Origin of the sequence: Neisseria dentiae, assembly GCF_024580525.1 — a bacterium.
Lineage (GTDB): Bacteria > Pseudomonadota > Gammaproteobacteria > Burkholderiales > Neisseriaceae > Neisseria > Neisseria dentiae_A.
Genome location: NZ_JANIKQ010000001.1, coordinates 219,856 through 243,953 on the forward strand (window position 1 = coordinate 219,856; position 24,098 = coordinate 243,953).

A 24,098-nucleotide genomic window follows, 5' to 3' on the forward strand; every position below is an offset into this window, starting at 1 on the left:
ACCGTTACACCCTATTTCTAAAACATTTACACCGAAAAGGAACGTTTTATGGCTAAACATCTTTCCGCCCTGTTTCTGGCCTGCTCCGCAGCTTTGGCACTTTCAGCCTGCTCCAGCAGCGGCACTTCGCAACAGGCTTCCGCCGAACCGAAACAAACCAAAGCCGAAAAAGCCGCAGCGGGCAGCAACTGCCGCAGCATCGGCGAAGGCCGTAAAATCAACAACAAAGGCAAAAACGACGGTTATATGTGCTCGGCTTCCGCCGCATTGAATTCCGCCGAAGCCAAAGAAGTGTTGGATGCCAATATTTCCGTGTCTTACGGCAATCCCGGCGGCAAAACGCTGGTATCCCGCCAAGTGGCCAACGCCGTAGGCAAAACCCCTGAAGAAACCTGCCAACGCGCGTTTTTGAACACGGTGAAACGCTTCCAATCCACCGCTGCCCGCGAAGGTAAACGGGCTGTGCGCGTTACCAGCTACTTCGACAAACAAACCGTCGGCGGCAACCAATACGAATGCCACATCGGCACTTGGAACAGCCGCGTGGTGCTGAAAGGCAGCATCCACTAACCGCTGTTTCGGTTGGCAACAAGGCCGTCTGAAAAAAATCTTTTCAGACGGCCTTGTCTTATTCAAACAGCAACATACCCGGGTAAGTCCGGGTATGGAAAAACAACCGCCGTTTTGCTTCACGGCCCATCCGGCGGTTTGCGTATATTGCCCGACGCTTTCACATCCGGCAAACCCGGCCGTTTATTCTTCGGTGAGCGTGCCCTTGGTGGAAGGCATCTGCCCGGCCATGCGCGGGTCGAACTCTACCGCTGCGCGCAGGGCGCGGCCGAAGGCTTTGAACACGGTTTCGGCTTGGTGGTGGGCATTTTTGCCGCTTAAATTGTCGATATGCAGCGTCATCATGCTGTGGTTGACCAAGCCGGTGAAAAACTCGCTGAACAAATCCACATCAAACCGGCCAATCAGGGCACGGGTGAATTCGATGTTGTAAACCAAGCCGGGGCGGCCGGACAAATCGATTACCACGCGGCTTAAGGCTTCGTCGAGCGGCACATAGGCATGGCCGTAGCGGCGGATGCCCGCTTTGTTGCCCAATGCCTGTTTCAATGCCTGGCCGAAGGTGATGCCGATGTCTTCAACGGTGTGGTGGTCGTCGATATGCAGGTCGCCCTTGCAGGTGATGTCGATGTCGATCAGGCTGTGGCGGGCGATTTGGTCAAGCATATGCTCCAAGAAAGGCACGCCGGTATCGAAACGGCTTTTGCCCGTGCCGTCGAGATTGATGGCCACGGTAATCTGGGTTTCGCAAGTGTTGCGGCTGACCACGGCCACACGGCCTTCGGCATGGCTGAAATCGAGCGCGGGCGCAGGCGCGGAGAATGCCGCCTGTTCGGCTGCCGCTGCACGGGCGGCGGCGGCTTCTTTGCGGCGTTGCTCTTCTTCGGGATCGTGCTCGCGGTTCATCCAGCCTTTGCGCTTGCCCATGCCGGCTTCGAGTTTCGCCAACAGCGAGGGGCGGATGCCGCGGCCGTTTTCGTCTTCGATTTGCTGCTCCAAGCGGCGCTTGATTTGCGAGAGCGAGGCGGAATTATCGTAGCCGCAGCGGCGTGCCAATTCGGCCATGGAACCGGCTTCTTTAACCAGCAGTTGCAGGTTGTGCAGGTGGAGTTGGGTTTTGTTCATCATTCAAACCTTCTATTCAAACAATATTTATTTAATGAAATCGGGTTAACACGTTAACGCCGAACCGGTATGCCGTCTGAAAACATTATCAAACGGCTTTTTAAACATATAAATCACGGATAACGTTTAAAACCGCATCGTTCTGCTGCGGCGAGCCTACGGTCAGGCGCAGGCATTGGGCCAGCAGCGGATGTGAACCGTGCAGTTTTTTCACCAGGATTTTATTTTGCTTTAAGGTTTCGTGCGCTCCGTCGGCATCGGGCACGCGCACGGTAACGAAATTGGTTTCGCTTGGAAAGGCTTTCAGACGGCCTATGGCAGACAGCCCTTGAAACAGGCGTTCGCGCTCGGCTTTCAGGGCGGCGGTGGTGCGTTCGATTTTGTCCGCATGTTGCAGGGCGAATTTCGCCGTTGCCAAACACAATTGGTTCATATTGTAGGGCGGCACGATTTTCGCCAATTCGCGCATAACCGCCGCACAACCGCAGGCATAGCCCACTCTCAGGCCGGCAAAGCCGATTTTGCTGATGGTACGCATCACCACCAGATTTTCAATGCTGCCCGCCTGCGGCAGAAAGCTGTCGCCGCTGAACGCGCCGTAAGCTTCGTCCACCACCACCAAGCCCTTGGCGGCGCGGATAACGGCTTCCACTTCTTCGCGCTTAAAACCTGTGCCGGTGGGGTTGTTCGGATAGGCGATAAAAACCAGCGCGGGGTTATGCGTTTCAACGGCATCCAGCACCGCCGGCAGATTCAGCGTGAAATCTTCGTTCAACGGCACGCCGATATAATCCATGCCGAACAAAGCGGCATTGTGTTTATACATCACGAAGCTCGGCTCCAATGCCAGCATAGCCGCACCGGGCTTGGCCAGCAGCATGGTAATCAGTTGGATCAGTTCGTCGGAGCCGTTACCCAACGCAATTTCGGCCGCCTGCGGAATACCGAACGCTTCGCGCAAAACCGCCTGAAGGCCGCTGGTTGCGGGGTTGGGATAAAGATGTATCGGCGCTTTTTTCAGCAAACATAACCATTCGTTTAATAATGCTTCATCGTCTGCAAACGGATGGTAAGGGCTTTCCATTGCATCGAGTTTGATAAAGCCTTCAGGCAAATCGGCCACCTGGTAGGCGGTTAAGGCTTTAATATCGGAACGGATCAAATCGGAAACGGCAGTCATATCGTGGCTTCTGTGTAAGCCGGTGCGCAGCTTTAGAAATATGCGCCCGGCAGATGTTCAGGTTTTCTGCATAAATTTTTGCTAAATATAACATGTTTTATTTACCAACAGTTAATGTTTTGCTTTAATTTTTTACAGGTTTATTTAAAGAAATCTGTAGATGAGGCTGATAACAGCCAAAACATTAACAGGCCGTCTGAAAAAATCTTTTCAGACGGCCTGTTCGGCAACTTCACTCAATCCGCTTCGGGATAAGTGCCTTTTACCAGAATATCTTTGTTTACATGATGAATATCGCGGTGGCCGGTAAATGCCATCGAAATATCCATTTCTTTGTATAGAATCTCCAGCGCGCGGGTTACGCCCTCTTCGCCGTATGCGCCCAAGCCGTAGAGAAAGGCCCGCCCTATCATGGTGCCGCGCGCGCCGAGCGCCCACGCTTTGAGGATATCCTGCCCGCTGCGGATGCCGCTGTCGAGCCACACTTCGATATTGCTGCCCACCGCGCCCACAATATCGGGCAGGGCTTTGATGGTGGAAACGGTGTCGTCGAGCTGGCGGCCGCCGTGGTTGGAAACCACGATGGCGTCCGCCCCGCTCTTCACGGCCAGCTCGGCATCTTCCGGCTCCATAATGCCTTTGATAATCAGCTTGCCGCCCCACAAATCCTTGATGCGTGCAACGTCATCCCAGCTTAAGCGCGGGTCGAACTGTTCGGAAGTCCACGAAGAAAGCGACGACAAATCGCCCACGTTTTTGGCATGGCCGACGATATTGCGGAACGTGCGCCGCTCGGTGTTGAGCATTTTCAGGCACCACTCGGGCTTGGTGGCCAGATTGATTAAGTTGGCGAGCGTGGGTTTCGGCGGCGCCGAAAGGCCGTTTTTGATGTCTTTGTGGCGCTGGCCGAGCACCTGCAAATCGGCGGTAAGAATCAGCGCCGAACAGTTCGCCGCCTGCGCGCGCTTAATCAGGTTTTCCATAAACTCGCGGTCGCGCATCACATAAAGCTGAAACCAAAACGGCGCACTGGTGTTTTCGGCCACATCCTCAATCGAACAAATCGACATGGTGGAAAGCGAAAACGGTATGCCGAATTTTTCGGCGGCGCGGGCGGCCAGAATTTCGCCGTCGGCGTGCTGCATACCGGTAAAGCCCGTCGGCGCGATGGCCACCGGCATTTTCACATCCTGCCCGATCATCTTGGTGGCCAGGCTGCGGCCTTCCATATCCACCAACACGCGCTGGCGGAACTTTATGTTTTTGAAATCCGAAGTGTTTTCGCGGTAAGTGGTTTCCGACCACGAACCCGAATCGGCATAGTCGTAAAACATTTTCGGCACCTTGCGCTTGGCAACGCGGCGCAGGTCTTCGATGCAGGTCATCTTGCTCAAATCACGTTTCATCTTAGTCTCCACCTTAAAAACCATGTTGATTTATTTATACTTTTCAGACGGCCTTAACCCTGCCGCCATTTGAGAACTTTTATCAATTTACACCAAGCTGCCGGATATATCAAACACCCGGGGCCGTCTGAAAACATATACTTGACTAAAACACTCAGATATTAGACAATCCGCCGGACACAACCACCACAATACCAACAACTGCCATGCGACTCACCACAAAAGGGCGGTTTGCCGTTACCGCCATGATAGATTTGGCGCTCAACGCCCAAAACGGCGCCGTGAAGCTCAGCGCCATCAGCGAGCGGCAGCATATTTCCCTTTCCTATTTAGAACAGCTTTTCAGCAAGCTGCGCCGCGCCGAGCTGGTGGAAAGCCTGCGCGGCCCCGGCGGCGGCTACATTCTGGCCGCCCCCGCAACCGAAATCAACATCGCCCAAATCATCGCCGCCGCCGAAGACTGTTTGGATGCCACCCAATGCAGCAGCAAGGCCGACTGCCACAAAGGCTCGCCCTGCCTTACCCACGAACTGTGGGAAAACTTAAACAAAACCATCCACAACTACCTCAGCAGCGTTACCCTGCAAAGCATTATCGACCGCAAAAACGCCGGTCATGCCCAAATAGTGGACTTCTCCCACACCCACATTCATTAAAAACCCATAAATCAAGAAAGAACCCAACCATGACCATCAAAACCCCGATTTACCTCGATTACGCCGCCACCACCCCCGTCGACCCGCGCGTGGCCGCCAAAATGATTCCTTATTTAACCGAACAGTTCGGCAACCCCGCCTCCAACAGCCACAGCTTCGGCTGGACGGCCGAAGAAGCGGTAGAAAACGCCCGCGCCGAAATCGCCAAACTGATTAACGCCGACGCCAAAGAAATCGTGTTCACCAGCGGCGCCACCGAATCCAACAACCTCGCCATCAAAGGCGCGGCGCAGTTCTACAAAAGCAAAGGCAAACACCTCATCACCGTGAAAACCGAACACAAAGCCGTGCTCGACACCATGCGCGAACTCGAACGCCAGGGCTTTGAAGTAACCTATCTGGGCGTGCAGGAAAACGGCTTGATTGATTTAAACGAACTCAAAGCCGCCATCCGCGACGACACCATCCTGATTTCCGTGATGTGGGTCAACAACGAAATCGGCGTGATCCAAGATATTCCCGCCATCGGCGAAATCTGCCGCGAAAACAAAATCGTCTTCCACGTCGATGCCGCCCAAGCCGCCGGCAAAACCCCGATTGACGTGGAAGCCGCCAAAGTCGACCTGCTCAGCCTTTCCGCCCACAAAATCTACGGCCCCAAAGGCATCGGCGCCCTGTATGTGCGCCGCAAACCGCGCGTGCGCCTCGAAGCCCAAATGCACGGCGGCGGCCACGAGCGCGGCTTCCGCTCGGGCACCTTGGCCACCCACCAAATCGTCGGCATGGGCGAAGCCTTCCGCCTTGCCCGCGAAGAATTGGAGCAAGACCGCTCCCATGCCCTCAAACTGCGCGAACTGTTCCTAAAAGGCATTGAAGGCATCGAAGAAGTGTATATCAACGGTGATTTGGAACAGCGCGTGCCCACCAACCTCAACGTGAGCTTCAACTTCGTCGAAGGCGAAAGCCTGATTATGGCCGTGAAAGAACTGGCCGTATCCAGCGGCTCCGCCTGCACTTCCGCCTCGTTGGAACCCAGCTACGTTTTACGCGCTCTCGGCCGCAACGACGAACTCGCCCACTCTTCCCTGCGCATCACCTTCGGCCGCATGACCACCGAAGAAGAAGTGAAATTCGCCGCCGAACTGATCAAATCGAAAATCGGCAAACTGCGCGAACTCTCGCCCTTATGGGAGATGTTTAAAGAAGGGATTGATTTGAATACCGTAGAATGGGCGGAACATTGACATAAAAAAAGACCAACCAAAGTCGGTCTCTGGTTGGTCATTTCACAATGACAATGCAAGGTAGCGCATTTGGTAATTTTTCAACCATCTGAGGTTCCCTAGCAAGCATCATGAATAACACTATTTTTATTAATAGTGCCATGATTGCTCCTTAAAGAGTCTGCTATCAGTATAGCATAGCAAGTAAGCGTAGGTTGAGTTGAAAACCCAACAACCCTTTAAAAGGCCGTCTGAAAAACGCCCTCTAAATGATATATATCTTGATAACTACCGCTTAGCTTGTTAGACTTTAAATCCGCAAAAACCTTAAAAAGGAGCGCATCATGCAAACCGCCAAACTGTTTCAAAACGGCCGCAGCCAAGCCGTGCGGCTGCCTGCGGCGTTCCGCTTTTCGGGCGACGAAGTGTATATCCGCCGCGACGAAGCCACGGGCGACGTGATTTTGTCGCAACGCCCGAGCGATTGGCAGAGCTTTATCGCCGCCGCCGCAGAACTGTCCGAACACGACGTCATCGAGCGCGATACCGCCGCACAGCAGCGCGATCCGTTTGCAGACTGGCAGGAATAACCGTGATTTACCTTTTGGATACCAATATGGTAAGCCATATTCTGCGCCAGCAGCCCAATGTGATGGCAAAGCTGCAAAGCGTACCGATGGCTGATCTGCATATCTCGGCGGTTACCCATGCCGAATTGATGTATGGCTTGGCCAAAAAACCCGATGCAGCCAAACTGCACCGCGCCGTGCATGAATTTTTGCTGCGCGTAGCCGTGCTGCCGTTCGATGAGCAGGCGAGCAGCCGTTACGGAAAATTTAAAGCACAGGCCGAGCAGGCAGGCAAAAGCCTCGCCCCGCTGGATATGATGATTGCCGCACACGCATCGGCTGTCGGCGCGGTATTGGTCAGCAATGATGCCGCCTTTCGGCAAATCGCCGGTTTAAATGTAGAAGACTGGACGAAGCCCTAGGGTCTGTCGACAATTAACGCAACGGCGGTATTTTTGGTCAAAATCCCCCGTCTGCGGCGTTAAAAATGCTCGCAAGGTGTTCAACCTTGCTGCGCTTTTTGCCTTGCATACGCGGTTTTTGCCTCAAAAAACTGCTTCGCCGGTCAATTGTCGACAGACCCTAGCAAGCGTAGGTTGGGTTGCAAACCCAACAAATCCATAAAAAGCTTTTTGCAAATTTGGGTTTAACAATCCAACCTAGCAAATGCTTAACACCCCAACCCCGTCTTGAATTCCTTTCAGACGGCCTTAAATGAAGTAAAAGAAACCGACTAACCGATAATCCACACAAGGAACCCACATCATGGCATACAGCAACAAAGTGATCGATCACTACGAAAACCCCCGCAACGTCGGCTCGTTCGACAAAAACGACGAATCGGTCGGCACCGGCATGGTCGGCGCGCCCGCCTGCGGCGACGTGATGAAGCTGCAGATCAAAGTAAACGGCGAAGGCGTTATCGAAGACGCAAAATTCAAAACCTACGGCTGCGGCTCAGCCATCGCCTCTTCTTCGCTGATCACCGAATGGGTGAAAGGCAAAAGCCTCGACGAAGCACTGGCCATCAAAAACAGCGAAATCGCCGAAGAGCTGGAGCTGCCGCCCGTGAAAGTGCACTGCTCGATTCTGGCCGAAGACGCGATTAAAGCCGCCGTTTCCGACTACAAAAAGAAAAAAGGCGTTTAACCGTTCAGACGGCCTGCAACGGTTAAAAACACGCAAGGCCGTCTGAAAACACGTTTCAAAAAGGAATCGCCATGCCCTTTACCGAAGCGGAAACCCAATCCCTATTGACCGAAAAAGGCATAGGCAAAACCGTGTTGCAGCGTTTGCAGCAAATGGGTTTGGACGATGCCGCCAAGCTCGCCCGCGCCGACGTTAACGATATTCTGCAACAAGGCGCGGCCCTAACCGGCTCGAGTTGCTGGAAAAACAGCCCGCAGGCCAAAGCCTCCGTCACCGCCGCAGTAGCTTGGGCGAAACGGCAAACCAAAGCCTAGGGGCTGCCGACAATTAACGCAACGGCGGTATTTTTGGTCAAAATCCCCCGTCTGCGCGTTAGGTAGCGAAGCGGACTTGCGAAGCTAAAATGCTTGCAAGGTGTTCAACCTTGCTGCGCTTTTTGCCTGCATACGCGTTTTTTGCCTCAAAAAACCGCTTCGCCGGTCACGTCGACAGACCCTAGGGCTTGCTATATACCCGCCCGTTTAAACCGTTGCGGCCGACGCACAACCTGCAATATTTTGGCATCACAAGGATAAAGACAATGATCACCCTAACCGAAAAAGCCGCCAACCATATCCAAACCTTTCTCACCAAACGCGGCAAAGGCGAAGGCATCCGCTTGGGCGTGAAAACCAGCGGCTGCTCCGGCATGGCCTATACTTTGGAATTTGTCGACGACGTGCAACCCGAAGATTTGGTATTCGAAGGCTTTGGCGTGAAAGTATTCGTCGACCCGAAAAGCCACGTTTACCTCGACGGCACCGAACTCGACTACACCAAAGAAGGCTTGCAGGAAGGCTTTAAGTTCCAAAACCCCAACGTGAAAGACGAATGCGGCTGCGGCGAAAGCTTCCATGTTTAGCATGGCAAGCGGTGCATAGTGTGTCAACCCAAGAAAAAACACATGCGCCATAATCCGGCTTGCCCCGAGTATGACGCAACGGTTATGAAAAACTTGAGCGGTTTCACTATAACGCCCTGCCCCGCCTTTCAGTTGCCTTTCAGTTGGAAACCACGGTTCAAAGCCGGTGTTGCCGGTTCGGCAAATATCCATAAGCCGAGACCTTCGCAAAATACCTAAAGGCCGTCTGAAAACCTTTTCAGACGGCCTTTAACCGTGTTTTAAACCCTTATCTTCTCCTGCGGCTGCCGGGCAGCGGCATATCCGCCCATTTCATGATATTGGCCACTTCGGCGGGGTTCAGCTCGTAAAACTGGCCGCGCTTGAGGCGGTTGGGCAGGCCGATGGGGCCGAAGCCCACGCGCACCAGGCGGCTGACGGTTAGGCCGAAGTGCTCGAAAATGCGGCGCACTTCGCGGTTGCGGCCTTCTTTAATCACGATGTTATACCATTTGTTCGCCCCTTCGCCGCCCTGCTCGTAAATACGCTCGGCCCTCGCCAAGCCGTCTTCCAGCATCACGCCTTCTTCGGTAAGCGTTTTCATTTGTTCGGCCGTTAATTCGCCGAGCACACGCACGGCGTATTCGCGCTCCACTTCAAAGCTGGGGTGGGCGAAACGGTTTACCAGTTCGCCTGAGGTGGTAAGAATCAACAGGCCGCTGGTGTTGATGTCCAAGCGGCCGATGGCCACCCAGCGGCTGCTGGCGGCCTGCGGCAGGCGGTCGAAAATGCTCACGCGCCCTTGCGGATCATCGCGCGATACGATTTCGCCCTCCTGTTTGTAATAAAGAATGATGCGCGGCAGACGGTCGGGCCATTTAAGCTTGATCACACTGCCTTTCACCTGCACTTGGTCGTCGGGCGACACTTTGTCGCCCAATTGCGCGGTTTTGCCGTTCACCGTTACCAAGCCTTGGGTAATCCATTCTTCCATTTCGCGGCGCGAACCCACACCCGATGCGGCCAGCGCTTTTTGCAGGCGCACCGGCTCGAAGCTTTCCAAATCGGCGCGTTTTTCTTTCAAATCGCGGGCACGCTCCATAATTTTTTGGTTGGGGTTGCGCACCACCAGTTTTTTGGCGCGCGCCGCCTGCGTTTTCGGTGCGGCGCCCTGATCGCGTTTCGGCTTGGCTTTGAGGCCGTCTGAAACTTTTTCAGACGGCCTGCGGGCGGGCTTTTTCTTATCCGCCACACCATCGCGGAATTCGCGTTTGCTTACGGTTTTTTTAGACATTTCGGGTTCTCCTAACGCGTTTTGCTGCCTGAACAAAACGGTTCTTCTGCGGCCTTGCGGCGGGCAGGTCGGGTTGGTAAAAAGGTTTTTTCAGACGGCCTGTATTATTAGAAACCTGGCCGTCTGAAACTTAATTCAAACGGATATCGGCGTTTCCGCTTTCAGGGGTTTCCTGCTCTTCAAATGTTTCCGGCTCTTCGCCACTGTCGGCCGGTTCGATCAAATCGGGCAGCACCAGTTCGCCCAATTCGGTCAGCGGCGGCAGCTCTTCCAAACTTTCGAGCTGCAAATCGCTTAAAAACACATGAGTGGTGGCCCACAGCGCGGGGCGGCCGACCGAATCGCGGTGGCCGATGATTTCAATCCAGCCCCTGTCTTGCAGCGTCTGCATCACGTTTTGCGACACCGCCACGCCACGTATGCCCTCTATGTCGCCGCGCGTAACCGGCTGCTGGTAGGCGATAATCGCCAGCGTTTCCATCACCGCACGCGAATAGCGCGGCGCACGCTGCTCCTGCAAACTGCCCAGCCGCTCAAACGCCGCCTGCGCGATTTGGAAACGCCAGCCCTCGTGGGTGTGGGTTAATTGCAGGGCGCGGTTATGCCAGCGTGCTTTCAGGTTGGCCAGCACATCGATCAGTTTATCCTGCGACAGCGGCGGCACACACAGCTCGCGCATGGTTTTTTCGCTTAAAGGCTCGGTTTGGGTTAAAAGCGCGGCTTCGATCAGCGCATCGGGGGGGAGTTTTTCGGTCATGGTTTAGATGGGATTTGTGGTTAAGGTTTTCAGGCGGCCTTTTTGTAAAATAGGCAGTCTAAAAATGTATCTGTAAATTTACTTTTTAGCTGTACAACCTACAAGCTGAAGCTCTTGAGGACTTAATTTATCAGGTATGTCAGAATAAATTTCGAACATTCTCTGTATTGCTGCAACCAAATAATTTTCTGCAACATCTATAGCAGATGCAGCATAAAGTTCTTCTACTTCCGTTTTAACCCCAATCCCTCTATCAAAGTCAATCATACGATAAAAGCCTAGAGGATAAGTATGTGTATTACTAGAGAACCATTTATAAAGAAACTTAAATAACTGCTTATCTCTACCACTTTTTTCTTCAATTTGCTCTCTACTCAGCAAAAGTGCTTTTTTACCTTTCAAGCATTCTTTTTTAAGATTTTCAGGAAAGGATTGAAAATGACTGTTCATGGTAAGTTTATTCCGGATTTGTTCTATCATTTCCTGTTTTACTTCAAAATTATTAGAACTATCTTGACCAATGAAAGAAAACATATCTTCACGAGAAAAAATATCGTGTAGATTAAAAACTTGCTTTCTCATACTTCGCTCTTCATCAGAAATGTCATCAAAACACAAATAAAAAAGTGTATGGAAACATTCCATTAAATTTCTCGTTAAACTGAATGTTGAAGCATAATCCCAATTATCAGGAATAAATTTTTCAGGAATATTATGAGTATTCAAACGCTCCAAACTTAAAGCAATTACGCACATTCTTGTAAATAATACAGAAGCCCAAAATACCCTATCTTCTTCGGACATTCTACCTGCACCTAGCTTAGATATTTTACATGCCAGTTTTCTCGTCCGTACAAAGCTTTTAAAAGCTGAATTAAAACTTCTATTTCCAAGTAAAGTATTCATCTAATCAGTTTTCTAATAAAAATAACCACCTTATCAAACGAACTATTCTTCAAAAATCTGGTTAAACATATTTAGTAACACACAAGTTGAGTAGAGACTCAACCTATCATTTTAAATTTTCGTTATGTTTAACAACCCAAGCAGTCTGATTATTTTCAGACGGCCTATTTTCTACTGCCATCTGAAATCTTATTTACCACCCTATTGCAATTTCTGCTCTTTTCGTTCCAGTTTTCTAGCTTCCCTTGCGGCTTTAAGCTCGGTTTCTTTTTGACAAGCGGTTTTCAGCCAGCTTTCCCATTGGTTCGGTGTTTCCAGGGTGATGCGCCTGATTTGGCCGTCGCGGAAATCGGTGAAGATGTTTTCGGCGGCTTTTTGGTAGCAAGTCGTAGGTTGGGTCATGACCCAACCTACCCGGCTGAAACATAAGCTAATCTTTCTACTTCAATAGATTAAACCCGCGCTTTCCGGCTTCGGATAAATCTTGTTCGGCAATAGTATATACATTAATGCTGCCGGTTTGGCCGCCGCACACGGAGGGGAACATCATACCGTGCAGAGTTTGTTTTTCGGCGGCATACACGCGTATGCCCTGTAATTCTTTTTTCATGGCTTCGGGGCTGATGCCGCCGCCTTCGCATTGGCGCGAGCCGTCGGATTTGTAGATTCGGACGCGCTTTTCTGATGGTTCGGTTGCCGGCTTGTTCAGGCCGTCTGAATGGGCGCAGGCGGTTAAAGATAAGATGCCTGCCCATAATGCGGCGGAAAATATCGGTTTCATGATGATTTTCCTTTTCTCTCTGCCTTTCTGGCTTCCCTTGCGGCTTTAAGCTCGGCTTCTTTCTGTTTGGCCGCTTTCAGCCAGCTTTCCCATTGGTGCGGTGTTTCTAAGGTGATGCGCCCGATTTGGCCGTCTCGGAAATCGGTGAGGGTGTTTTCGGCGGCTTTTTGGTAGTTGATGCGGCCGCCGCTTAAAACTGCGCCGCGTTTTTTGGCAATCCATTCGAGCCAGTCGGTGTCTTGCCAATGGCTGCTGGGGTCTTTGTCGGCCTGATAACGCGTTTGCAGCAGCGGCAGGTAGTGGCGGCGCAGGTAGTCTAAAAGTTCGAGGGCGACTTCTTCTTCGTCGAGCGCGTTGCGGCCGACGGCGCCGCTGGCGGCGAGGTTGTAGCCACCCTCTTCGACGATGATTTTCGGCCACAACATGCCGGGGGTGTCGTAGAGCCAAAAGTCGTCGGCGAGAAACAGGCGCTGTTCGGCTTTGGTGATGCCGGGTTCGTTGCCGGTTTTGGCGGATTTTTTGCCGATCATGCCGTTAATCAGGGTGGATTTGCCGACGTTGGGAATGCCGCAAATCAATACGCGCAGGGGTTTGTCGATGCCGCCGCGGTTGGGCATCATGGCGCGGCAGGCGCGGGTGATTTTGGCGGTGGCGGCGGTTTCTGAGGAATCGAGCGCGATGGCTTGGGTATCGGGGCGGCTGTTGTAGTGTTCGAGCCAAATTGCGGTGCGTTCGGGGTCGGCCAAATCCTGTTTGTTGAGGATTTTAAGCTTGGGCTTGCCTTTGGAAAGCTGCGCCAGCAGGGGGTTTTCGCTGGATGCGGGCAGGCGGGCGTCGAGCATTTCGATTACCATATCCACGCTTTTGATGCGCTCGGCGATGGCCTTTTTGGCTTTGTTCATGTGGCCGGGAAACCATTGGATTGCCATAGTGTGCTGCTCTTTCGGGGTTGCGCGGCTTACGGCGGATTAACAAAAACTGATACGGCGTTGCCTCGCCTGGTCTCAATTCTTGTTAATCCACTATAAAAGGCCGTCTGAAAAGTTGTTAGGGGAACGTTTGTCGGATAGTAATCAGGCAGCCCGAAAGCAGGCTGCCTGAATGTTTGCGGCATTATAACACGGAGCGGGATTTGCTTTCAGACGGCCTGAAATCGGAAAAGGCCGTCTGAAAACTCAGCGTTCCGCCAAACGGTTAAGCTGACGGTGGCGCACCAGCAGTTCGTAGTGCCCTTGCAGGCGCTCGGCCAGTTTTTCCACCACATACACCGAGCGGTGCTGGCCGCCGGTGCAGCCTATGCCGATGGTAACGTAGCTGCGGCTTTCCACCTGCATCTGCGGCAGCCAGCGGCTCATGAAGTTACCGATGTCGTTAATCATTTCCTGCACGGCGGGCTGGTTGCCCAAATAATCCTGAATCGGTTTGTCCATGCCGTTGAATGGGCGCAGTTCGGTGTCGTAATAAGGGTTGGGCAGGCTGCGCATATCGAACAGAAAATCAACGTTGGTGGGCACGCCGTATTTGAAGCCGAACGATTCCAAAATCACCAGCAGGCCCTGCCGCTCATGCTTAAGCCATTGCTGCACGGTGTGGCGCAGCTGCTGGGCGTTCATTTTTGAAGTGTCGATGCAGTAGGCGGCTTCGCGCAGGGGAAACAGCCAGATTTTTTCCTGTTGCAGGCTCTCCAGCAGGGTCAGGGTTTGGCCGGAAAGGGGGTGGCTGCGGCGGGTTTCCGAAAAACGGCGCACCAAAACGCCTTCTTCGGCTTCGAGAAATAAAATTTCCACTTCGTGCCCCTGCTCCCGCAGGGCTTGGATTTGGGTTTGCGCTTCTTTGATGTCGATGCGCGAGCGGATATCTATGCTGATGCCCAATTGGGTGACTTCGCTGCTCTCGGCATGGTAGGCCACCAGATCGGGCAGGAGTTTGATGGGCAGGTTATCGACGCAGTAGTAGCCCAAATCTTCCAGAAGTTTGAGCGCAACAGACTTTCCCGAGCCGGAAAGCCCGCTAATCAATACTATTTTCATGGCTGGTTTCGTTTTCTTTCAGCATGCTTTGGTGGCGTTCCAAAAATTCTTTGGTGCTGTCTTTGCCGCGCAACTGCAAAATATAGTTGCGCACGGCGGCTTCGACCAATACGGCCAGGTTGCGGCCCACCGCCACGGGCAGGGTAACCGAGCGCACGCTGACATCTAAAATGGATTCGGTTTCCGAACGGATGCTCAAACGGTCGAGCCGTTTCATGTAGTCATCGTCGGCGGCAACCAAATTAATGATTAATTGAAGGATTTTTTTGGGGCGGATAGACGTTTCGCCGAAAATATGGCGGATGTTCAACACCCCCAGCCCGCGCACTTCGAGAAAGTCTTTCAGCATGGGCGGGCAGCGGCCGTCGAGCGTTTCGGGGCCTGTGCGGTAAAGTTCGACCGCATCGTCGGCAATCAGACTGTGCCCGCGCGAAATGAGTTCCAACGCCAGCTCACTTTTACCCAGGCCGGATTGGCCGGTAATCAGCACGCCGATTTCAAACACATCGAGAAACACGCCGTGCTTCACGGTGGAAACCGCCAGCGTGCGTTGCAGGTAAATCCGCAGCACGTCCATCAAATGCGGGCTTTCCAGTTTGGACGTGAGCAGCGGGATATTGTTGGTATGGCAGTAGTCGCGCAGCATGGGCGACACGGGCAGGCCGTTGGCCACAATCACCACCGACATGGGAATATCAAACAGCGCGCCGAAGCTCTCTTCGGGGTTGCCATTTGCCTGCACCTGGCGCATGGGGCGGGTTTTGTCCACCATCGTGCTCAGGTCGCTGAGGTTGTCGACCCCCTCTTCCATGCGCTTCAGAAATTCGGCTTCGGCCACGCCGATTACCTGCACTTGGTTGGGGTGGATAAAATTCAAATGGCCGACCAGCGCCAAAACGGGCTTGTCGGCCTTGATGCCGATGCGGTTGTCGGCTCCCGCCGTACCGGCCGCCCAAGCCAGTTGCAGCTTGTGCTGGTTGTCCTGATACAGGCGGCGGACGGAAATACTGGGCATAACTTACTCTTCGCTCAAAAGCCGCTGCACTTCTTCGGGCGATGCGGCAACCGATAAAGCCTCGCGCACGGATTTCTGCGAAAACCGGCCGGCGAGTTTCGACAACACTTCCAAATGCTCGCCGGTGGCGTTTTCAGGCACCAGCAAAACGAAAATCAACGAAACCGGCTTGCCGTCGGGCGCATCGAAAGGCACCGGCTCTTTAGTGCGGATAAACGCGCCCACCGCTTTTTTTACCGAAGCATGACGGCCGTGCGGAATCGCTACGCCCTGCCCCAAGCCGGTGGTGCCGAGCTTTTCGCGCGCAAACAGGCAGTCGAACACATCGGCCCGCGCCAATCCGGCTTCGTTTTCCAACAACAGCCCCGCCTGCTCGAACACGCGCTTTTTACTGCTGACTTCCAAATCCAGCTCAATATGGGATAAAGGCAAGATTTCGCTGATCAGGCTCATATCAATCTCTTAACTTATGTAAGCAAAACAGATGCGGATTGTACCTACTGTTGGGTCAAATCTCAAATTTTTCAGCCCTGCTTTACATAATTCCGCGCCGCTCTTTAACTATTTATTTTTAAACAATTCAGCCACTTATAACCAAGTCATATTCAAACACCCGGGCCGTCTGAAACCTTGCTGCGGTTTCAGACGGCCCGGGTGTTTTCATTACGCGCCGATATAACGGATGTTAAATCACATAAAAATACACGCAAACAAACTGCGCCAAACTGCCGCCGAGCACAAACAAATGCCAGATACCGTGGCCGTGTTTGATTTTTTCGTCGTTCACAAACCAATAAATCCCCGCACTGTAAAGCAGGCCGCCCAACACCAGCCAAAACAGCCCTTCCGGCGGCAGGCTTTTGGCCAGCGGGTAAATCGCCACCAGCACCAGCCAGCCCATCAGCACATACAGTATCATCGAAAGCAGCCGCTTTTCGCTTTTGCGGCCTATGGTCAGCTCTTGGGCGATGCCGAACACGGCCAACCCCCACGATACGCCGAACAGCGACCAGCCCCATGCGCCGTGCAGCGACACCAGCGTAAACGGCGTATAACTGCCTGCAATCAAAAGATAAATGGCGCAATGGTCCACTTTTTGCAGCACCGCTTTCACTTTGGGCTGCGGCACGCTGTGGTAAATGGTGGAACCGGCATACAGCACAATCAGGCAGGTGCCGTAAGCAGCCGCGCTGACGATTTTATACACGTCAAGCGTGCCTGCTGCCTTAACCAAAAGCAGCACCAGCCCGGCCACGGCCAGCACCGCGCCGGCCAGATGGCTGTATGCGTTAAATCTTTCGCCTGCGTACATCGTAATAATTCTTATTTGAAAGATCTGCCAGTTTACTGCATTCTGCGCCAAGCGTGCAGCCGGCTATGATTAAATCGGGTTAAAGGCTTGATAAAAAAACCAGGCCGTCTGAAAATGTTCAGACGGCCTGAATATCGTTTAAGCAAATATTATTTTTTGCTCAGAGAGTCGCGGATTTCGCGCAACAGCAACACTTCTTCAGAAGGCTCGGCCGGTGCTTCTTCGGCAGCCGGGGCTTCGCGTTTCAGTTTGTTGATCATTTTGATTACCACGAAAATGGCAGCAGCGATAATCAGGAAGCTGATAATGGTGTTGATAAACAGACCGATGTTCAGAGTAACCGCACCGGCGGCTTGCGCGGCAGCCAAAGTAGAGTAGCCGGCTTCGGGGGCGTTGGCGCCGTCTTTCAGGGTGATGAACAGATTCGAGAAATCCACGCCGCCGATCAGAATACCGATGGGGGGCATAATCACATCGTCAACCAAAGATTTTACGATGCCGCTGAACGCCGTACCGATAACCATACCGACCGCGAGGTCGATAACGTTACCGCGCATAATAAACTCTTTAAATTCTTTTGCCAAAGACATAATACTTCCTTTCTAAAAACTCAAAAAATGTGTGAAGTGTTAAAAAAATCGTGTTTCAAAAAACAAGACCGCGCATGGTACTGGATTTATTGTAATGGTATGTATAACATAGTTAAATTTTGTATTTTAGATACAAAACAGCAATTTTAGTTCCCGCTCGGGTGTAAAAAATACCGTTTAACAATAAGTGTAACTTTTTTACCGCAGTTAACTTGCATTAAAGCGAGCGGCTTTTCAGCCAGCTTCCCCACACCAGCAGCAACACAAAACCGAAATACAATACGCTCCACACCGGCAGCGGCACGCCGAAGAAATAATCGGGCACGGCGCAGTCGCCGAAACCTCGGATAACCGGCTCGTATAAATCGAACAGCGGCCAATCGCGCAGGCGGAACGTCCACGGTGCGCCGCAGGCCGGGGCAGTACCCGGCGGCAGGCTTTGGATATACATTTGATACACCGCCACGCCCGCGCCATACACGGCCGGCACGCTCACCAACAGCGCGCCGAACATACGCCCCGCCCTGCTCTTCTGCCTGCACAACGCAGCCGGCAGCGCCGTTATGCCGACGGCCAACACCGATAAACGCTGCAAAATACACAACACACAGGGGTTCAGCCCCATAACGTATTGCGAATAAAACGAACCTATGGCTGTGCAGACCGAAAGCAGCACCACCGCCCATAAGGTTTTGCGGAAAAGATTCATAAATGGCTCCGTATCGGGCAGGCCCGATTGCGATAGGTTTCAAGAGAAAGCACCGCCTGCCGGCGGGCGCGGTACGCTTTCAGACGGCCTGCCCGATACCGCCCGCGCGGCTGCCGCCGTTTTATTGCACCGCCGCCCAATCGTCGCGCGCCTGCTTGGCCTCTTCGAAATAACGGTAAAGTGCGGCGGCGTCGCCCGCTTCGAGCATGGTTTTCAAGGCGGTAAGCTGCTGCTGCTGACCGTCGAGCAATGCGAGCAGACTGTGTTTGTTGGCCATACAGATGTCGGCCCAGATGGCGGGATGGCTAGATGCGATGCGGGTGAAGTCCCTAAAGCCCGAAGCGGCGAAATCGAAATAAACGCCGCCGTCGGGATGGGTGGCGATTTGGTGCACATAAGCATAGGCCAAGAGGTGCGGCAGGTGCGACACGGCGGCGAAAACGGCATCGTGCTCGCGCGCGCTCATGCGGAAGGTTTGCGCCCCCACCGCCTGCCATAGCGATTCCACCAGGCGGAGGCCGTCTGAATCTTCTGCACCGTGCGGGCAGATAATCAGTTTTTTGTTTTGAAACAGCCCGAACTGCGCCGCCAATGCGCCGCTGCGGTCGGAACCGGCAATCGGGTGGGCGGCGATGCAGCGCGGCAGCTGTTGCGGCAGATATTGCCTGAACGCGTCGATTGCCGACTGTTTGGTGCTGCCCACGTCGGTTATCACGGTATGGCCGTCAAGCAACGGCGCCAGTTCCGCGCACACGGCCGGCAAAGTGGCGACGGGCGTGGCCACCACCACCAAATCCGCCCCGCCGACGGCTTCGGCGCAAATATGATCAAACGCGCGGTCGATTACTTTGCGCTCCAACGCGCGGTCGAGATTGCTGCGGTTAAGGTCGATGCCCGTTACTGTGCCCGCCAACCCTTTGTGTTTCAAATCGAGCACAAACGAGCCGCCTATCAGGCCGACGCCGATAAGGGTGATGTTTTTGGGGGCGGAATGTGCAGTCATAACCGTGAATATTGCCGTCGGGTGCGGGTTGAAAGGCATCAGTTTACCCGATTGGGTGCGGGGGATAAAACCGTCTTGCCAAGCTGTCGGCCCGGCAGCCTGCCGTTTTTATGGTCAAAATCATGTTTGCGGCCGCAGCAGGCCGTCTGAAATATTTTCTGCCGTGCTTAACACAGCATGTTTTTCAGACGGCCCCGTATTTTATTGATTGGATTCAATCGTTTTCTGCAACTGCGGCAGCGGGCTGTAGCCACTTTGCGTGCGCCCGTTGGGGAACACCAGCGCCGGCGTGCCGTGGAAGCCCAACTGCTCGCCCAGCGAAGTGGTTTCTGCCACCGGATTTTCGCAGTCCACAACCTGCGGCGGCATTTTGCCTTCGCGCATCCAAGCCGTCCATGCGGCGGTGCGGTCTTTCTGACACCAAATCTGTTCGGCCTTGCGGGCGGCATCGGGGTGCAGGCTGGCAATCGGCATCATAAAGTTATAAATGGTGATGTCGGTCATCTTGGCGAACTCGTGTTCCAAACGTTTGCAGAACGGGCAGTCGGGGTCGGAAAACACCGCCACCTTGAGTTTGCCGTTGCCGCGCACTTCTTTAATGGCTTTATCGAGCGGCAGCGAATCGAATTCGACGGTGCTCAACTCGGCCATGCGCTCTTCGGTCAGATCGACGCGCTTGTTGATGTCGAGCAGGTTGCCCTGCAAAATATAGTCGGCTTTGGCATCGGTGTAGATAATTTGGTTGCCCGACACCACCACTTCGTAAATACCGCCGATAGGCGTGGGGCGCACGCTTTGCACGCTCAATTTCTGCTCGGCATAGGTTTTTTCCAGCTTGGCCTTAATGGCTGCTTCGGCGCCTGTTTTGGCTTCGGCCTGCGCCTTTTGCGGCTCCGTGCCTGCCTGGCCGTTTTTCACCGGCGTTTGACCGCAAGCGGCCAGCGAAACCAACAGCAAAGCGTGCAGCAGCGGTTGTTTGATGAATTTCATGTATTTCCTCGTATCATTTATGTGCGGGGTTGTCGACCCGCCTGAAAAGCTCTCAAGGCCGTCTGAAACGTTCAGACGGCCTTTTAAACACACGCATTTTACCAAACTCTGCGTTTCTTTCCGTTAAAACATGAATTTCCGCCCCGAAAATGATATTTTCACACCACACTTGGCGCACACGCCGCTTCATGCCACAATGCTGCAACCTTATACGGAGCCTCGGCCATGACCCCGATTCTAGCCTTCGATATCGAAACCGTGCCCGATGTGAAGGGCATACGCACCCTTTATGAACTGCCCGACAGCGTAAGCGATGCCGATGCGGTCGTTTTCGCCCAACAAAAACGCCGCGCCCAAACCGGCAGCGACTTCATGCAGCACCACCTGCACCGGGTGGTGGCGATTTCCTGCTGTATGCGTTGGGGGCAGGATAAAATCCATGTCGGCACCATAGGCGAAACCAGCGACGACGAAGAAACCATGATCGCCAAGTTTTTCGATCTGGTCGAAACCCACACGCCGCAGCTGGTGAGCTGGAACGGCGGCGGCTTCGACCTGCCCGTTTTGCACTACCGCGCCCTGATACACGGCATCCCCGCCGCCCGCTATTGGGACATGGGCGAAGGCGATTTCGGCGACAGCCGCGACTTCAAATGGAACAACTACATCAGCCGCTACCACAGCCGCCATTGCGACCTGATGGATCTGCTCGCCCTCTACCAACCGCGCGCCAGTGTGCCGCTCGACGACATGGCCAAACTGTGCGGCTTTCCCGGCAAACTCGGCATGGACGGCAGCAAAGTGTGGGAAGCCTACCATGCAGGCCGTCTGAAAGACATCCGCGACTATTGCGAAACCGATGCTGCCAACACTTATTTAATGTATCTGCGCTTCCGCATGATGAGCGGCGCACTCGATGCCGACGAATACGAGCTGGAAATCAAACGCATGAAAGGCTACTTGAAAACGCTGGCCGAAGAAAAAGCCCATTGGGCCGAATTCTGCACCGCATGGCGGTAATTTTTGGCCGCCGGAGCCTCTGCAAAAAAACAAATTCAAACCTGAAAATGTTTGTATCCCGTCATTTCCGCGCAGCGGACTTGCGAAGTTAATAACGACAGCTGGATGTTTCAGACGGCCTAAACAACTTGCAAAGGTCTCAACCCGGCCATACCCGGGCCTTGTCCGAGTATCTTAAATTTGTGAAAACCGTTGAAAAATGCCCGGGTCAAACCCGGGCATAACGCAGAAATTTCAAGGTGCCGCCGCTCAATCCCCACCCTTGCGCTTCTCCCGCACATCCACCAAACGGGTTCCCGCCAGATAATCGTATAAAAACTGGCGGTCCGGATTCAACAAAGCAAAGCCCCACGGCAGTATCCACCAAACCAGCGCCGCGCCGAAAGCCGGCCGCGGGGGGATTTGGCCGAAGTGGCGCAAAGCCGAATAAGCCAGCATAGGCACAAAAATAACCAACACACACGCCCACATAAAGCGCAGGCGCAACTGCCGCAGCGGCGGGCGCGCACCCGACGCGTCGGCCAACCCTATGCCCCACACCCGCATCGGCAGCGTTTGCCCTTTTTTATACCAATTGGCCTTGAAATAAAACCACCACACCGCCAGCGGAATCAGCGTGGCCGCCAGGCTGGACAAAATATGGGAAACGGTGTTGAGCAGCGTGGCGGCCACACCGGCAAGCAGCGCGGCCACCGCGCCGACGGCACCCGCAAGCAGCGCTTCATACAGCAGCGCAATCAGGCGGCGTTTTAGGGAAACGGCAGGCAGGGTCATAAAATAAAAAGCGGCACGATAATCAAGGCGGCTATTATAGCGGATAACGGCACAGCGTATAGCGGCGCGGCGGCAGGCCGTCTGAAACATTTTGTTCGGACGGCCTCATCCATTAAAATACACGCTTTTTACGCGCCCGAAACCATGAATATCCTGCAAGCAGAAAACCTCTCGTTCGCCGTCGGCCATGTCGCCCTGCTCGACAAAGCCTCGTTCCAGCTTAACAGCGGCGAAAAAGTCGGCCTGATCGGCCGCAACGGCGCGGGCAAATCATCACTGCTGAAAATTCTGGCGGGCGTGCAAAAAGCCGACGACGGCCAGCTGATTCTGCAAAACGGCCTGAAAACCGTGTATGTGCCGCAAGAATCGTTTTTCAATCCCGAAGAGAGCGTGTTCGATGTGGTGGCCGAAGGTTTGGGCGGCCTGCGCGACATCCTGCGCCGCTACCACCGCATCAGCCGCGAGCTGGAAAACGGCACCGACGATGCTTTGTTGAAAGCGCTGCACGACGTGCAAACCGAATTGGAAGCGCAAAACGGCTGGCAGTTCGACGCCGCCATCAAGCAGGCCGTCAGCGAACTGGGCCTGCCTGAAAACGAATTGATCGGCAACCTTTCCGGCGGCCAGAAAAAACGCGTGGCGCTGGCGCAGGCGTGGGTGCAGAAGCCCGATATCCTGCTGCTCGACGAACCCACCAACCACCTCGACATCGACGCCATCATCTGGCTGGAAAACCTGCTCAAAGCCTTTGAAGGCAGCATCGTGGTCATCACCCACGACCGCCGCTTTCTCGACAACATCGCCGGCAGCATCGTCGAACTCGACCGCGGCACGCTGCGCTCCTACCCCGGCAGTTTTTCCAAATACAGCGAGAAAAAAGCGCAGGAGTTGGCCGTTGAAGCCGAACACAACCGCCTGTTCGACAAATTCCACGCCCAAGAAGAAGCCTGGATACGCAAAGGCATCGAAGCGCGCCGCACCCGCAACGAAGGCCGCGTGCGCCGTTTGGAAGAATTGCGCCGCCAACGCGCCGAGCGCCGCAACGTGCAGGGGCAGGTGAATTTCAAGCTCGACAGCGGCGAGAAAAGCGGCAAAATCATCGCCGAGCTGGAACACGCTTCGTTCCAATACGGCGACAAAGTCATCATCGATAAATTCTCCGCCGTTATCCAGCGCGGCGACAAAATCGGCTTAATCGGCCCCAACGGCATCGGCAAAACCACATTTTTAAAGCTGATTTTGGGCGAATTGCAGCCCACCTACGGCCGCATCCGCATCGGCAGCAAACAGGAAGTGGCCTATTTCGACCAGTTCCGCAGCGCGCTCAACGAAAACGACACCGTGTTCTACACGCTCGGGCAAGGCAACGATTATGTGGAAATCGGCGGCAAGAAAAAGCACGTGATGAGCTATCTGGAAGACTTTTTATTCCACCCCGCCCGCGCGCAAAGCCCCGTTTCCTCGCTCTCCGGCGGCGAACGCAACCGCCTGCTGCTGGCCAAGCTGTTCACCAAGCCCGCCAATATTCTGGTGCTCGACGAACCGACCAACGATTTGGACATCGACACGCAAGAGCTGCTCGAAGAACTGTTGCGCGATTATCAGGGAACGGTGTTTCTGGTCAGCCACGACCGGATGTTTTTGGATAACGTGATTACGCAAAGCATTGTGTTTGAAGGCGAAGGCCGTCTGAAAGAATACATCGGCGGCTATGAAGACTATCTCGATGCCAAAAAACGCGAACAGGCTTTTCAGACGGCCTCAGCGCCCAAAACCGACAAACCTTCCGAAAGCGAAAAAACCGAGCGCAAAGCCAACCGCACGGTCAAACTTTCCTACAAAGAACAGCGCGAACTCGACGCCCTGCCCGAAGAAATTACCGCCCTGGAAAACGAACAGGCCGAACTCAACACGCAGCTTTCCGACCCCGAAATCTTCAAAGACTACGAAAAAGCCGGCGTCCTGCAAACGCGCGCAGAGGAAATCGAAATGCTGCTGTTGGAAAAACTGGAACGCTGGGAAATATTGGAAAACAAGAAAAACGGCGCCGGTTAAACCGGCCGCAGTTTCAGACGGCCGTCTGAAAGACATTATTGCCCGCAAGTGCAAAGTATTATTCAGAATATTGCCAGCGCAGCACAAACCCCGTATAATCCCGT

General features: G+C 53.8%; 27 protein-coding genes and 1 pseudogene. 10 read left to right on the forward strand and 18 right to left on the reverse strand.

Going from position 1 to position 24,098, the window contains the following annotated elements; translation table 11 throughout:
• The first annotated feature begins 48 nt into the window (after positions 1-48).
• Complete coding sequence (locus NQ012_RS01120; protein WP_257065622.1) at positions 49-570, forward strand: hypothetical protein; 522 nt, start codon at positions 49-51, stop codon at positions 568-570.
• Positions 571-753: 183 nt separating this feature from the next.
• Here the strand turns inward: NQ012_RS01120 and hisB are convergent, their stop codons facing one another.
• The 3 genes from hisB to NQ012_RS01135 all read right to left on the reverse strand — a co-directional run bounded on the left by hisB (position 754) and on the right by NQ012_RS01135 (position 4,281).
• Positions 754-1,695 (reverse strand): imidazoleglycerol-phosphate dehydratase HisB, encoded by a 942-nt coding sequence (gene hisB / locus NQ012_RS01125; protein WP_257065806.1) that lies wholly within the window; start codon positions 1,693-1,695, stop codon positions 754-756.
• Between the two features lie 100 nt (positions 1,696-1,795).
• Positions 1,796-2,875, reverse strand: coding sequence for a histidinol-phosphate transaminase (gene hisC / locus NQ012_RS01130; protein WP_257065624.1), 1,080 nt, complete (start codon positions 2,873-2,875; stop codon positions 1,796-1,798).
• Between the two features lie 236 nt (positions 2,876-3,111).
• Positions 3,112-4,281 carry an alpha-hydroxy acid oxidase gene (locus NQ012_RS01135; RefSeq protein ID WP_257065626.1) on the reverse strand — a complete coding sequence of 390 codons (1,170 nt, stop codon included), beginning with the start codon at positions 4,279-4,281 and terminating at the stop codon, positions 3,112-3,114.
• 206 nt (positions 4,282-4,487) lie between these two features.
• On the opposite strand from NQ012_RS01135, the gene iscR reads away from it, so the two are divergent.
• The 7 genes from iscR to iscA all read left to right on the forward strand — a co-directional run bounded on the left by iscR (position 4,488) and on the right by iscA (position 8,779).
• Complete coding sequence (gene iscR / locus NQ012_RS01140) at positions 4,488-4,937, forward strand: Fe-S cluster assembly transcriptional regulator IscR (RefSeq protein ID WP_257065627.1); 450 nt, start codon at positions 4,488-4,490, stop codon at positions 4,935-4,937.
• Positions 4,938-4,966: 29 nt separating this feature from the next.
• A complete protein-coding gene (locus tag NQ012_RS01145) occupies positions 4,967-6,181 on the forward strand; it encodes an IscS subfamily cysteine desulfurase (protein ID WP_257065628.1) in 1,215 nt (404 codons plus the stop codon).
• 323 nt (positions 6,182-6,504) lie between these two features.
• Positions 6,505-6,750 carry an antitoxin gene (locus tag NQ012_RS01150; protein WP_257065629.1) on the forward strand — a complete coding sequence of 82 codons (246 nt, stop codon included), beginning with the start codon at positions 6,505-6,507 and terminating at the stop codon, positions 6,748-6,750.
• A 2-nt stretch (positions 6,751-6,752) separates the two neighbouring features.
• Positions 6,753-7,151 (forward strand): type II toxin-antitoxin system VapC family toxin, encoded by a 399-nt coding sequence (locus NQ012_RS01155; RefSeq protein WP_257065630.1) that lies wholly within the window; start codon positions 6,753-6,755, stop codon positions 7,149-7,151.
• Between the two features lie 343 nt (positions 7,152-7,494).
• On the forward strand, positions 7,495-7,878 hold the full coding sequence (gene iscU / locus NQ012_RS01160; protein WP_257065631.1) for a Fe-S cluster assembly scaffold IscU: 384 nt from the start codon (positions 7,495-7,497) through the stop codon (positions 7,876-7,878).
• A gap of 71 nt (positions 7,879-7,949) precedes the next feature.
• Positions 7,950-8,192, forward strand: a complete 243-nt coding sequence (locus tag NQ012_RS01165; RefSeq protein ID WP_257065632.1) for a recombinase RecA — start codon at positions 7,950-7,952, stop codon at positions 8,190-8,192.
• Between the two features lie 266 nt (positions 8,193-8,458).
• Positions 8,459-8,779, forward strand: a complete 321-nt coding sequence (iscA, locus tag NQ012_RS01170; protein WP_085366285.1) for an iron-sulfur cluster assembly protein IscA — start codon at positions 8,459-8,461, stop codon at positions 8,777-8,779.
• Positions 8,780-9,047: 268 nt separating this feature from the next.
• Here the strand turns inward: iscA and NQ012_RS01175 are convergent, their stop codons facing one another.
• The 14 genes and pseudogenes from NQ012_RS01175 to NQ012_RS01240 all read right to left on the reverse strand — a co-directional run bounded on the left by NQ012_RS01175 (position 9,048) and on the right by NQ012_RS01240 (position 20,145).
• Complete coding sequence (locus NQ012_RS01175) at positions 9,048-10,052, reverse strand: pseudouridine synthase (RefSeq protein WP_257065633.1); 1,005 nt, start codon at positions 10,050-10,052, stop codon at positions 9,048-9,050.
• Between the two features lie 130 nt (positions 10,053-10,182).
• Positions 10,183-10,809 carry an SMC-Scp complex subunit ScpB gene (scpB, locus tag NQ012_RS01180; RefSeq protein WP_257065634.1) on the reverse strand — a complete coding sequence of 209 codons (627 nt, stop codon included), beginning with the start codon at positions 10,807-10,809 and terminating at the stop codon, positions 10,183-10,185.
• A gap of 78 nt (positions 10,810-10,887) precedes the next feature.
• A complete protein-coding gene (locus tag NQ012_RS01185) occupies positions 10,888-11,715 on the reverse strand; it encodes a DUF5677 domain-containing protein (protein WP_257065635.1) in 828 nt (275 codons plus the stop codon).
• A 201-nt stretch (positions 11,716-11,916) separates the two neighbouring features.
• Positions 11,917-12,099, reverse strand: a pseudogene (locus NQ012_RS01190) (ribosome biogenesis GTPase YlqF); the annotation flags it as partial.
• A gap of 55 nt (positions 12,100-12,154) precedes the next feature.
• A complete protein-coding gene (locus NQ012_RS01195) occupies positions 12,155-12,496 on the reverse strand; it encodes a hypothetical protein (protein WP_257065636.1) in 342 nt (113 codons plus the stop codon).
• On the reverse strand, positions 12,493-13,425 hold the full coding sequence (gene ylqF / locus NQ012_RS01200; RefSeq protein ID WP_257065637.1) for a ribosome biogenesis GTPase YlqF: 933 nt from the start codon (positions 13,423-13,425) through the stop codon (positions 12,493-12,495). Before ylqF ends, NQ012_RS01195 begins: the two co-directional genes overlap by 4 nt.
• A 246-nt stretch (positions 13,426-13,671) precedes the next feature.
• On the reverse strand, positions 13,672-14,526 hold the full coding sequence (rapZ, locus tag NQ012_RS01205) for an RNase adapter RapZ (protein WP_085366252.1): 855 nt from the start codon (positions 14,524-14,526) through the stop codon (positions 13,672-13,674).
• A complete protein-coding gene (gene hprK / locus NQ012_RS01210; RefSeq protein ID WP_257065638.1) occupies positions 14,507-15,541 on the reverse strand; it encodes an HPr(Ser) kinase/phosphatase in 1,035 nt (344 codons plus the stop codon). The genes rapZ and hprK overlap by 20 nt, the downstream gene beginning before the upstream one ends.
• Positions 15,542-15,544: 3 nt before the next feature.
• Entirely contained in the window at positions 15,545-15,994 is a 450-nt protein-coding gene (gene ptsN, locus NQ012_RS01215; protein ID WP_257065639.1) for a PTS IIA-like nitrogen regulatory protein PtsN, read from the reverse strand.
• A gap of 232 nt (positions 15,995-16,226) precedes the next feature.
• Positions 16,227-16,853, reverse strand: a complete 627-nt coding sequence (gene trhA, locus NQ012_RS01220; RefSeq protein WP_257065641.1) for a PAQR family membrane homeostasis protein TrhA — start codon at positions 16,851-16,853, stop codon at positions 16,227-16,229.
• A 149-nt stretch (positions 16,854-17,002) separates the two neighbouring features.
• Positions 17,003-17,443, reverse strand: a complete 441-nt coding sequence (gene mscL / locus NQ012_RS01225) for a large conductance mechanosensitive channel protein MscL (protein ID WP_257065643.1) — start codon at positions 17,441-17,443, stop codon at positions 17,003-17,005.
• Positions 17,444-17,660: 217 nt separating this feature from the next.
• Positions 17,661-18,152: a disulfide bond formation protein B gene (locus NQ012_RS01230; RefSeq protein WP_257065645.1), complete on the reverse strand. Its 492-nt coding sequence runs from the start codon at positions 18,150-18,152 to the stop codon at positions 17,661-17,663.
• Positions 18,153-18,273: 121 nt separating this feature from the next.
• Entirely contained in the window at positions 18,274-19,155 is an 882-nt protein-coding gene (locus NQ012_RS01235; protein ID WP_257065647.1) for a prephenate dehydrogenase, read from the reverse strand.
• Positions 19,156-19,356: 201 nt separating this feature from the next.
• Complete coding sequence (locus tag NQ012_RS01240) at positions 19,357-20,145, reverse strand: DsbC family protein (RefSeq protein WP_257065648.1); 789 nt, start codon at positions 20,143-20,145, stop codon at positions 19,357-19,359.
• A 225-nt stretch (positions 20,146-20,370) separates the two neighbouring features.
• Between NQ012_RS01240 and NQ012_RS01245 the strand changes: the two genes are divergently transcribed.
• Positions 20,371-21,165, forward strand: a complete 795-nt coding sequence (locus NQ012_RS01245) for a 3'-5' exonuclease (RefSeq protein ID WP_257065649.1) — start codon at positions 20,371-20,373, stop codon at positions 21,163-21,165.
• Positions 21,166-21,414: 249 nt separating this feature from the next.
• Here NQ012_RS01245 and NQ012_RS01250 read toward each other — a convergent pair whose 3' ends face one another.
• Complete coding sequence (locus tag NQ012_RS01250) at positions 21,415-21,939, reverse strand: RDD family protein (protein ID WP_257065650.1); 525 nt, start codon at positions 21,937-21,939, stop codon at positions 21,415-21,417.
• A 144-nt stretch (positions 21,940-22,083) separates the two neighbouring features.
• Here NQ012_RS01250 and NQ012_RS01255 point away from each other — a divergent pair, with 144 nt between their 5' ends.
• Positions 22,084-23,994 carry an ATP-binding cassette domain-containing protein gene (locus NQ012_RS01255; RefSeq protein ID WP_257065651.1) on the forward strand — a complete coding sequence of 637 codons (1,911 nt, stop codon included), beginning with the start codon at positions 22,084-22,086 and terminating at the stop codon, positions 23,992-23,994.
• Positions 23,995-24,098: the final 104 nt, after the last annotated feature.

Bases quoted from the DNA above. Each gene is read 5' to 3' on its own strand.
- NQ012_RS01120 (WP_257065622.1), top strand. From the start codon at position 49: ATGGCTAAACATCTTTCCGCCCTGTTTCTGGCCTGCTCCGCAGCTTTG.
- hisB (WP_257065806.1), bottom strand. From the start codon at position 1,695: ATGAACAAAACCCAACTCCACCTGCACAACCTGCAACTGCTGGTTAAA.
- hisC (WP_257065624.1), bottom strand. From the start codon at position 2,875: ATGACTGCCGTTTCCGATTTGATCCGTTCCGATATTAAAGCCTTAACC.
- NQ012_RS01135 (WP_257065626.1), bottom strand. From the start codon at position 4,281: ATGAAACGTGATTTGAGCAAGATGACCTGCATCGAAGACCTGCGCCGC.
- iscR (WP_257065627.1), top strand. From the start codon at position 4,488: ATGCGACTCACCACAAAAGGGCGGTTTGCCGTTACCGCCATGATAGAT.
- NQ012_RS01145 (WP_257065628.1), top strand. From the start codon at position 4,967: ATGACCATCAAAACCCCGATTTACCTCGATTACGCCGCCACCACCCCC.
- NQ012_RS01150 (WP_257065629.1), top strand. From the start codon at position 6,505: ATGCAAACCGCCAAACTGTTTCAAAACGGCCGCAGCCAAGCCGTGCGG.
- iscU (WP_257065631.1), top strand. From the start codon at position 7,495: ATGGCATACAGCAACAAAGTGATCGATCACTACGAAAACCCCCGCAAC.
- NQ012_RS01165 (WP_257065632.1), top strand. From the start codon at position 7,950: ATGCCCTTTACCGAAGCGGAAACCCAATCCCTATTGACCGAAAAAGGC.
- iscA (WP_085366285.1), top strand. From the start codon at position 8,459: ATGATCACCCTAACCGAAAAAGCCGCCAACCATATCCAAACCTTTCTC.
- NQ012_RS01175 (WP_257065633.1), bottom strand. From the start codon at position 10,052: ATGTCTAAAAAAACCGTAAGCAAACGCGAATTCCGCGATGGTGTGGCG.
- scpB (WP_257065634.1), bottom strand. From the start codon at position 10,809: ATGACCGAAAAACTCCCCCCCGATGCGCTGATCGAAGCCGCGCTTTTA.
- NQ012_RS01185 (WP_257065635.1), bottom strand. From the start codon at position 11,715: ATGAATACTTTACTTGGAAATAGAAGTTTTAATTCAGCTTTTAAAAGC.
- NQ012_RS01195 (WP_257065636.1), bottom strand. From the start codon at position 12,496: ATGAAACCGATATTTTCCGCCGCATTATGGGCAGGCATCTTATCTTTA.
- ylqF (WP_257065637.1), bottom strand. From the start codon at position 13,425: ATGGCAATCCAATGGTTTCCCGGCCACATGAACAAAGCCAAAAAGGCC.
- rapZ (WP_085366252.1), bottom strand. From the start codon at position 14,526: ATGAAAATAGTATTGATTAGCGGGCTTTCCGGCTCGGGAAAGTCTGTT.
- hprK (WP_257065638.1), bottom strand. From the start codon at position 15,541: ATGCCCAGTATTTCCGTCCGCCGCCTGTATCAGGACAACCAGCACAAG.
- ptsN (WP_257065639.1), bottom strand. From the start codon at position 15,994: ATGAGCCTGATCAGCGAAATCTTGCCTTTATCCCATATTGAGCTGGAT.
- trhA (WP_257065641.1), bottom strand. From the start codon at position 16,853: ATGTACGCAGGCGAAAGATTTAACGCATACAGCCATCTGGCCGGCGCG.
- mscL (WP_257065643.1), bottom strand. From the start codon at position 17,443: ATGTCTTTGGCAAAAGAATTTAAAGAGTTTATTATGCGCGGTAACGTT.
- NQ012_RS01230 (WP_257065645.1), bottom strand. From the start codon at position 18,152: ATGAATCTTTTCCGCAAAACCTTATGGGCGGTGGTGCTGCTTTCGGTC.
- NQ012_RS01235 (WP_257065647.1), bottom strand. From the start codon at position 19,155: ATGACTGCACATTCCGCCCCCAAAAACATCACCCTTATCGGCGTCGGC.
- NQ012_RS01240 (WP_257065648.1), bottom strand. From the start codon at position 20,145: ATGAAATTCATCAAACAACCGCTGCTGCACGCTTTGCTGTTGGTTTCG.
- NQ012_RS01245 (WP_257065649.1), top strand. From the start codon at position 20,371: ATGACCCCGATTCTAGCCTTCGATATCGAAACCGTGCCCGATGTGAAG.
- NQ012_RS01250 (WP_257065650.1), bottom strand. From the start codon at position 21,939: ATGACCCTGCCTGCCGTTTCCCTAAAACGCCGCCTGATTGCGCTGCTG.
- NQ012_RS01255 (WP_257065651.1), top strand. From the start codon at position 22,084: ATGAATATCCTGCAAGCAGAAAACCTCTCGTTCGCCGTCGGCCATGTC.